The sequence below is a fragment of the Dactylosporangium sucinum genome (genome assembly GCF_014647515.1).
GTDB classification, from domain to species: domain Bacteria; phylum Actinomycetota; class Actinomycetes; order Mycobacteriales; family Micromonosporaceae; genus Dactylosporangium; species Dactylosporangium sucinum.
The window spans coordinates 1-8,266 of record NZ_BMPI01000143.1 but is presented as its reverse complement, the minus strand read 5'-3'; the positions used below and the strand labels follow the sequence as shown (position 1 = coordinate 8,266).

Here is an 8,266-nt window from a genome sequence, read left to right as displayed (position 1 = left end):
CACGGACGAACGCGGATGATCGTCTTCCCCTTTCGTCGCCCAGTCGGGTTGAGGGCGGCGACGGCATCGTCGAGGGTTGCGATGTTGCCGATGTTTGTCCGGCAGCAGTCCGTCGTCGCGTTCGAGCTATCGAGGATCCGGGGACGGCGGCAGATGAGGACGTCGTGGCACGAGGAATTCGCCATGGGAGGATGCCGAGGTGTCGATCGAGGTCGCTGACGTTTTGGACCATTCGGTCAGCCAGTGGTCGTCCTCGCTGTACGTCCGCGGCCTCATGGTGTCGAATGGTGTTGCCGCGCGGCGCTGAAGGCGATCACCGCGACCGCCGGCTGGTTCGGTGCCGGCGGTCACGGTTGCCGGGTGGTCCTACAACCCTGGGGTGAATCGGGCTGGGGCGAGGTCGAAGTCGTCGTTGTGCATCCGCAGCAGGGCGACGCTGGCGCCGGCGAAGCCGACTGCGGCGACCAGCAGTCCGATGCCGGCGGCGAGGTGGCCGGGCATGAATGGGTGGGTGAACCCGCCGGCGGCGAGTGCGATGCCCATCCAGGCCGGTGCGGCGCCGCTGCGCCACAGGGCCAGGCCGAGCAGCAGCAGTCCGATGACGATGCCCACGATGAACAGCAGGCCGGCGATCAGCCCGAGGGGGTCGTTGTCCGTGGCGTTCTGCAGTTTCGCCATGGTGGTCACGTCGAAGCCGTTGTTGACGGTGTAGTAGGCCAGTTCGTCGCTGCCGCGGATGAGCGGGAAGCCGGCGAGGTCGCCGAGCAGCGCGATGCAGGCGCCGACGGTGGTGAGGCGTGGGGCGCCGCGACGCGCGACCCAGGCGACGGCGAATGTGGCCGGGATCAGGCCGACGAGGAACGGCACGCCGAAGTAGCGGATCGTGCCGACCAGGTCCTTGTGCGCCGTGTACGCCGCGACTGTTTCCTCGAAGGCCGCTCCGCCTTCGGCGGGGTTGAGGATGTAGTAGATGCCCATGCCGAGCATCGGCAGCGGGGCGACGACGGCGAGCAGGACGCGCCAGAAGCCGCGTACGTCGCGCAGCGGCTTGCGGGGCGAGGTGGCCGTGGCAGGCGATTCGATGTCGGTGCGCATGGTGTTCTCCTGGAGGTCGTTTCCCGCCGCGATCAGCGGGCCGGTGTGGCGGCCGTGGGCCTGCGCATCGCGTAGGCGATGGCCAGGCCGGTACCGATGGCGCTGAGCACGAGGCCGATGATCGCCCCGTCGGAGCTCCTCACGAGCGCGACGACGGCGCCGATGAGGTTGAGGGCGCCCACGGTGATCACGGCGGGGGTGGCCCAGGCGACCGAACGCAGCAGCGCGACGGCGGCGACGATGCCGGCCACGCCGAGCAGGCTGATCAGCCAGGCCAGCGGAGCCGTGATGCCGGCGCCCCCGTCGTCGAACGCGATCGGCAGGTTGAGCAGCGACATGACGATGGTGGCGACGGCGGCGGTGTACCGGATCGTTCTCATGACGGCCTCCTTGTGGTGTCAGTGCGCTCAGCGTCCGTCGCGCTGCGTTCACCGGGCCAGGGCGGCAATTCCCGCGCCCACGCGGCGCCGTCCCGGGCGGCCGGGAAAGAGTTCCCGGCTGGTCGGGAACCGCGACCGATGGTCAGGTCCAGGCCGGGTTGCCATACTCACCGCATCGACGCTGCACGAACGCACCCGAACCGTGACGCCAGCCGGTGGGCGGCCGCGACGCTGGCGGCCGTCCTGGTCGGGGTCGTGTTCCTGCTCGCCTGGGTGACCGGCGGCCATTCCTTCCCCGACTCCGGCGACGCGTCCCCGGCGTGGCTGGAACCGCTGGTCACGATGATCGCCTACGGCGTGGCGGGTGCGTTGCTCATCGACCGGCGCCCGGACCTGCCGTTCGGGTGGCTGCTCGCCGTCGCTGCGGTGCTCGTCGTCGTCCAGGTGCTGGCCCTACCGCCGTCGTACGAGGCCGTCGTGCACGGCGACCCCAGCGCGGCGGCACGCTGGGGCCTGACCGTCTCGGCCTTCGGCTTCGCGCCGATCGCAGCGCAGGGCCTGATCAACATCCGGTTCCCGTCGGGCCGGCCAGCCAGCAGGTGGGGCGGCCTACTCGAGAAGGTGCTCATCACCAGCACGGCCCTCGTCTTCCTGGGCGGGGCGCTGAGCGGTTCGAGCCTGCGCGACGTGGCCGGCAACGCGCCGGGAGTGTCGCATCCGCTCACCGCTGGAACAGTGGTCGGACGGGTCGCCGACGGCATGCTCGTGCTGGCACCGGTGGTGGTGCTGCTCGGCCTGGTCGCCGGGGTGGGCGTCGTCGTGCGGTTCGCCCGGGCCCAGGGCGTCGCCCGCCAGCAGCTGAAATGGCGCGCGGTCGGCGTGATCGCCGCCCTGGCGTTGTTCCCGCTGGCCGTCACCGAACGGCTTCCGGCCGGCAGCGGGGTCGTGGACGCGGTGATATTCGTCCTGACTCTGGTCGTTCCCGTGCTGCGGTACCGGCTGTGGTCCATCGACACGATCCTGCGCAGGTCCCTGGCGTACGGCGTGATCACCGCCGCCCTGGTCGTTGCCTTCGCAGCCGTGTCCGCGTCCGCGGCGCAGGTCGTCTCCCGACAGGTGGCGGCTCCCGTCGCGGCGGTCGCCGTGGCGCTGTGCTTCGTGCCGCTGCGAGACCGCAGCCAGCGCGTGGTGGATCGGCTCTTCTACGGCGGTCGCCAGGATCCGTACGGCACCCTGCGCAACCTCGGGCACCGGCTCAACGCCGTGCCCGGCCGCGAGGCGCTCGGCTCCTTCGCGCACGCGATCGCCACCGTGCTGCGGCTGCCCTACGTGGCCATCGAGAGCGCCGACGGCAGCTCGGTCGCCTCCCACGGTGTCGCGGCCGAGCCGCTGGTGCGCCTGCCCCTGACGTACGAGGGGCAGGTCGAAGGCTATCTCGTGGTGTCATCCCGCCGGGGCGAGGACAACCTCGACGACCGCGATCGCGACCTGGTGTCCGACATCGCCGGGCAGCTCGGCATGGCCCTGCACACCCGGACGCTGACCGACGAGCTGCTGCGCTCACGGCAGCGGCTGGTCACCGCCCGCGAGGAGGAACGCCGCCGGCTACGCCGCGAACTGCACGACGGCCTCGGGCCCGTCCTCACCGCCATCGGCCTGACCCTCGACGCGGCCCGCGTCCGCATCGACACCGACCCGGCCGCGGCCCGCCAGCACGTCGACGACGCGAAGGAGGCCGCCGGCCAGGCCATGGCGGACCTGCGCAAGGTCGTCCACGGCCTGCGCCCGGCCGCGCTGGACGACCTCGGGCTCGTCGGCGCCCTGCGCGCGCAGGCCGACCGGCTCACCGCCGGCTCTCACCTGCGGTTCACCATCGACGCCGGCAACCTTCCGAACCTGCCGGCCGCCGTCGAGGTCGCCGCCTACCGCACCGCCGTGGAGGCGATCACCAACGTGGTACGCCACAGCAACGGCCGACACTGTCACGTACGCCTGTCGGCGTCGGCCGGCGAGCTCGTGCTCGACGTCGGCGACGACGGCACGTCCACCGGGCCCTGGCTGCCCGGCGTCGGGGTCACCGCGATGCGCGAGCGCGCCGCCGAGCTCGGCGGCCGCTGCCACGCCGGTCCCGGCCCGCACGGCGGGACCGTCACCGCCCGATTCCCACTCTCGGAGCCGTCATGATCCGCGTTCTGCTCGCCGACGACCATCCCCTGGTACGCCAAGGGCTGCGCGCGGTGTTCGACACCGTCGCCGACATCGAACTCGTCGGCGAGGCCAGCGACGGCCGCGACGCCGTACGCCTAGCCGTCGAACTGCGGCCCGACGTGGTCATCATGGACCTGCAGCTCCCAGGCCTGCCCGGCATCGACGCCACCCGGCAGATCCAGGCCCAGGCGCCCGGCTCGGCGGTGCTCGTGCTGACGATGTTCGAGGACGACGGGACGGTCTTCGCCGCCGTTCAGGCCGGCGCCCTCGGCTATCTCGTCAAGGGCGCCGACGGCACCGACATCGTCGCGGCCATCCACGCTGCCGCTGCCGGGCAACCGGTGTTCGGCGCGGCGCTCGCCGTCCGCCTGCGGACCTGGTTCGCCGCACGGCCCCCGCAGGACGGACCGTTTCCAGAGCTCACGCCCCGCGAACGCGACATCCTCGACCATCTCGCCGCAGGCCTGTCCAACGCCGAGATCGGCCAACGGCTGCACCTGTCGAGCAAGACCGTCGCCAACAACATCTCAACCATCCTCACCAAGCTCCACCTCAGCCAGCGCAGCCAGGCCATCATCCGCGCCCGCGACGCCGGCCTCGGCCGCCCGCGCTAACGGCGGGCGCGGGCTGTACGCGAAGCCGGACGAACGCTCAGTCACACCCCAGGGTGCGCAAGCCGCACCGATGGCGGCCACCGGCCGGCCATGTCCTTCGAGGTCCGGGCGCCAAAGGGCCAGGCCCGAAGCTCGACGATCGCACAGCGGCGCCGGCTGCTGGTCGCCGGCGGGTGGCTGTCGCTGCTCGCCGCAACGCTGCACGTCGACCTGCGCCAGGGCGCCGCGGCCGAAGCGTGGCTGGCCACGGCCGAGCAGATGGCCGAAGACGCCGGGGACGACGAGATCCGCGCGTGGATCCACGAGACGAGGGCGTGGGGCATGCTCACCGCGGGGCGGTACCGGGAAGCGCTGGAGCTGTCGCAGCGCGCCCAGGCGATCGCGCCGGCGGGCAGCGCAGCGCAAGTACTTCGAGATCGAGACGGCCGCCGCCCACCTGCACGGCATGCTGGACGCGTTGAGGGTGGGCTGAGCGATGTCGGACCGGGTGTTCCAGGCCATCCTCACCGGCACGAAGCAGTAGCGAATGTCACGGTCACCGTCAGCCCGCCGCCGTCCCGGGGCACGGCCGACCAGCGGGCCCCGTGGGCCTCGACGATCGCGTCGACGATGGCGAGGCCCAGGCCCGAGCCGTCCTGGCTGCCGGTGCGGTTGCCGCCGCGCTGGAACGCCTGGTGCAGCTTCGGCGGGTCCACCTCGGTCACGCGAGGCCCGGTGCTGGCGACGACCAGGGTCGCGGACGGGCCGGCGACCGTCGTGCCCACCGTGCTTCGCCCCGAGATCCGCGCCTAACCTCGAGAGCTCGCACCAAGCGAGGGCCGCCATCAGTTGGCCGTACGCCGGAAGGTTGCGCGGTAGTCCCTTGGACGTTGTCCGATGTGCTTGACGAAGAGAGCAGCGAAGGTTCCAGAGTCGCTGTACCCGACGGCGGTGGAGATGCTGGCGACCGTTCGGTCGGTGGTTTCGAGGAGGTGGCGGGCGCGACGGACGCGCGACGACTGCAGGTACTCGAGCGGACTTTGGCCGGTCTCGGCTGCGAAGCGCCGCAGCAGCGTCCGAGTGCTGACGTTGAACGTGTCTGACAACGCGGCGAGGTCGTATCGAGCGGCAAGGTTCTGGTCGAGCCACCGCCTAACCCTGCGGGAGAACTCGTTTCCGGGCTGCGGAAGAAGTTGAGCATCAACGTACGGAGCCTGGGACGATCGCGCATCGTCGACGAGCGCCACCCGCGCAGTTGTCCGTGCCACGCTGGCACCGCTGTGTCGGCGGATCAGGTCCAACGCAAAGTCGTACATGGCGCTGAAGGCCGCCGTCGTCGTCACACCCTTGTCGGTGACGACCAGACGTTCGGGTCGGACGTCAGCGTCCGGATAGCGTCGAGCCAATTCGTCCGCAAAAAGCCATGCCGTCGTGGCCCGGCGCTGGTTGAGAAGTCCTGCCTCGGCGAGCAGGAACGCACCGACACAGATCGAGACCACGACATTGCCCGCGGCAGCGTGTGAGCCGATCACGGCAATTTCGGGGGCGAGGGACGCGAGCTTCGCGTCCACGTCGAGGCCCGGCACGAGCTCGAACCCCGGCACGACAAGGACGTCGACCTCGCGCATCGCAGAGACGGCCAGCGCCGCACCACCCGATGCTGCGACACGACGACGAGGGGACACGAACGACACCTCGTATCCGGCGCGGTCCGGGCCGGCAACGCGCATGGCCATCGTCAGGAGATCGGGTACGCCAAACACCTCGGACGCGAAGCAGCCTGGATAGGCCAGGACACCAACCCGCAGCGCGCCCATGCTTGCCTCCTTACCGCCAGCCTCTGGCGAGATTACCGCCATACATGGCGATCGGGCCCGTCGCCTGGGCGGGCACAGCAGTCCACGCTGTGGCCATGAACGCTGCCAACGGACGTCTTGACGATGCGATCACGGACTTCTCCCGCCGGCTCGTGAACGTGGATGGGATGGTGAAGACGGTGTACACCGCAGGTTTCGGGCCAGCGGTCGTGTTGATGCCGGAAATGCCGGGCATCAGCCCTGACGTCCTTCGCCTGGCGCGGTGGGTGCGTGATGCGGGCTTCACCGTCTACGTCCCGTCTCTCTTCGGGGTCGACGGCGCTTATCCCACAATCGAGGGCGGTCAGGAGGTTCTTCGTCGCGCGTGCGTCAGTGCCGAGTTCCGTGCGTTCGCCGGGGGCGGCACCAGCCCCGCCACGGCATGGCTACGCGGGCTCGCGCGTCAAGCCCACGCCGAATGCGGCGGTCCGGGCGTTGGCGCGATCGGACTGTGCTTCACCGGCAACTTTGCCCTCACCATGGCGCTTGAGCCAGCCGTCATCGCGCCAGTGGTCAACCACCCGTCATTGCCGCTGGACGACCCAGCCGGACTGGAGATCAGCGACGAGGATGCACACGCGGTCCGGGACCGCATCAGGCGCGATGGGCTGAAGGTTCTCGCCTACCGCTTCGACGCCGACCGCTGGTGCACCGGCCAGCGCTTCGCCGCCTATCAAGCACTCCTCGGCGACGCCTTCGACGGCCGGGTCCTTCCGGGCAGTGCTGCCAACACCAACCCGCCCCCATTCTTCCGCGACGTGGTCGGGTCCCCCCACAGCGTCGTCACCGCCCACCTCGTCGATGAGGACGGACATCCCACGCTGCAGGCCAGGGACGAGATCCTCACCTTCCTGACCGATCGCTTGAGCACGTCTGGACACTCCGAAGACAATCGTCAAGACCGGTAGATCGGTCTCGATCAGGCCGCGGTCTCAACAGGCGCGCCGAGGTGCTGGGTCGACCGGCCGGGGGCCGACCGGCGGTAGCCGTGGTCGCGCAGGAGCGCAGCGAGTGTACGGACGGGCCGGACCGGACCCGGAAAACGCGGCCGACGGCGAGCGCGGGTGGCGATGATCGCCGTCTTTCCACAACGAATAGAAGTCTCCATTGTCGGTGCCCGTGGAAATGGTCGTCTCGGCGTCGGCGATGCCCGGCACGATCACCGCGGTCCTGACTCGGTGGCTGGCCGCTCGGGGTTCTCTCAAGATTGTCAAGGCTCGGGTTCGCAAAAACTGTTATGAGCGGGCGGCTCAGCGAGTCGTTTCGCGAAATTTCCCTGGATGGCATCCGGTCCGGCTCCGGCGCCGGTACTTCGCAATTCTCCACTGACCTGCGTAGATACGGTGGTCGAAATATCATCCGGGCCTGCTGCGCGAAATCAGGGTGCTTGCCCTCTTGAATCTTCCGAAGACGTCTGGCAACCTCGCGGCCCTGGACGCGAACGTTTCCCGCCCAGCGCTCGCCGATCGACCAGCCTGTCCGGTGCACCCCGGGTTGCGGTCGGCCGAGGTTGTTACCGCTAACGCGACGGTTGCGCCGTCCGAAGGAGCACCGCGCCGCCATCCCGAAACTTCCGGAAAGCGAGTCGGTTCACACCAACCGAAGAACGACACGACGCAGGTCAGGATCTCACCGGCCTGGTCGGCATTTACCTGCACTTATGCGATCTAGGCCGACCGGATTTCTTGCCGGAATCTTTTCGAAAGACATTGCCTTCGATAGAGGTGAGCGGGAACATCGGCGCTGACAAATCGCTCACCACGGACGTCCAGTCGTCCCGCCAAGACGGCTCGGGCGCTGGCCAGAAAGGAGGCCAAGGTGGCTACAAGCCCCTCCGCCCATCGTGGCGGGACCCAGCGGAAGAGATCGCTCATCGGCAGAGTGCTGGTCGCTGGTGTGGTCGGTGTTGTGGCGGTGGCCACGGCCGCGGTGATGATGCCGTCGGCCGATGCGGCGGCGAGCACGCTGGGTGCCGCGGCCGCGCAGTCGGGCCGGTACTTCGGCACGGCGATCGCGGCCGGCCGGCTCGGCGACTCGACGTACAGCACGATCGCTGCCCGTGAGTTCAACATGGTGACGGCCGAGAACGAGATGAAGCCGGACGCGACGGAGCCCCAGCGGGGGCAGTTCAACT

8 protein-coding genes and 1 pseudogene are annotated in these 8,266 nt (G+C 69.8%); 5 read left to right on the top strand and 4 right to left on the bottom strand.

The genetic code is table 11. The features are described 5' to 3' along the window. The 3 genes and pseudogenes from IEZ31_RS58015 to IEZ31_RS55135 form a co-directional block, all read right to left on the bottom strand. A pseudogene (locus tag IEZ31_RS58015) lies at positions 1–185 on the bottom strand (hypothetical protein); the annotation flags it as partial. Between the two features lie 181 nt (positions 186–366). Further along, positions 367–1,095 (bottom strand): hypothetical protein, encoded by a 729-nt coding sequence (locus tag IEZ31_RS55140; protein ID WP_190258188.1) that lies wholly within the window; start codon positions 1,093–1,095, stop codon positions 367–369. 32 nt (positions 1,096–1,127) lie between these two features. Beyond that, on the bottom strand, positions 1,128–1,475 hold the full coding sequence (locus IEZ31_RS55135; RefSeq protein WP_190258187.1) for a hypothetical protein: 348 nt from the start codon (positions 1,473–1,475) through the stop codon (positions 1,128–1,130). A gap of 255 nt (positions 1,476–1,730) precedes the next feature. On the opposite strand from IEZ31_RS55135, the gene IEZ31_RS55130 reads away from it, so the two are divergent. The 3 genes from IEZ31_RS55130 (at position 1,731) to IEZ31_RS60350 (ending at position 5,089) form a co-directional block, all read left to right on the top strand. Next, the gene (locus IEZ31_RS55130) at positions 1,731–3,659 is read left to right on the top strand and encodes a sensor histidine kinase (protein ID WP_190258186.1); all 1,929 of its coding nucleotides are present in this window, start codon (positions 1,731–1,733) and stop codon (positions 3,657–3,659) included. Further along, on the top strand, positions 3,656–4,297 hold the full coding sequence (locus tag IEZ31_RS55125) for a response regulator (protein ID WP_190258185.1): 642 nt from the start codon (positions 3,656–3,658) through the stop codon (positions 4,295–4,297). Before IEZ31_RS55130 ends, IEZ31_RS55125 begins: the two co-directional genes overlap by 4 nt. 90 nt (positions 4,298–4,387) lie before the next feature. Next, positions 4,388–5,089, top strand: coding sequence for a hypothetical protein (locus tag IEZ31_RS60350; RefSeq protein ID WP_444542484.1), 702 nt, complete (start codon positions 4,388–4,390; stop codon positions 5,087–5,089). 32 nt (positions 5,090–5,121) lie between these two features. Here the strand turns inward: IEZ31_RS60350 and IEZ31_RS55115 are convergent, their stop codons facing one another. Continuing rightward, positions 5,122–6,093, bottom strand: a complete 972-nt coding sequence (locus tag IEZ31_RS55115; RefSeq protein WP_190258184.1) for a GlxA family transcriptional regulator — start codon at positions 6,091–6,093, stop codon at positions 5,122–5,124. 95 nt (positions 6,094–6,188) lie between these two features. Between IEZ31_RS55115 and IEZ31_RS55110 the strand changes: the two genes are divergently transcribed. Then, positions 6,189–7,040 (top strand): dienelactone hydrolase family protein, encoded by an 852-nt coding sequence (locus IEZ31_RS55110; protein WP_190258183.1) that lies wholly within the window; start codon positions 6,189–6,191, stop codon positions 7,038–7,040. Between the two features lie 1,000 nt (positions 7,041–8,040). Next, the coding region (locus IEZ31_RS58010; RefSeq protein WP_308429555.1) for an endo-1,4-beta-xylanase at positions 8,041–8,266 on the top strand (226 nt) is incomplete at its 3' end.

Excerpts from the sequence above, each read along its gene's own strand:
- IEZ31_RS60350 (WP_444542484.1), top strand. The coding sequence starts at position 4,388 with ATGTCCTTCGAGGTCCGGGCGCCAAAGGGCCAGGCCCGAAGCTCGACG.
- IEZ31_RS55110 (WP_190258183.1), top strand. The coding sequence starts at position 6,189 with ATGAACGCTGCCAACGGACGTCTTGACGATGCGATCACGGACTTCTCC.
- IEZ31_RS55125 (WP_190258185.1), top strand. The coding sequence starts at position 3,656 with ATGATCCGCGTTCTGCTCGCCGACGACCATCCCCTGGTACGCCAAGGG.
- IEZ31_RS55140 (WP_190258188.1), bottom strand. The coding sequence starts at position 1,095 with ATGCGCACCGACATCGAATCGCCTGCCACGGCCACCTCGCCCCGCAAG.
- IEZ31_RS55135 (WP_190258187.1), bottom strand. The coding sequence starts at position 1,475 with ATGAGAACGATCCGGTACACCGCCGCCGTCGCCACCATCGTCATGTCG.
- IEZ31_RS55115 (WP_190258184.1), bottom strand. The coding sequence starts at position 6,093 with ATGGGCGCGCTGCGGGTTGGTGTCCTGGCCTATCCAGGCTGCTTCGCG.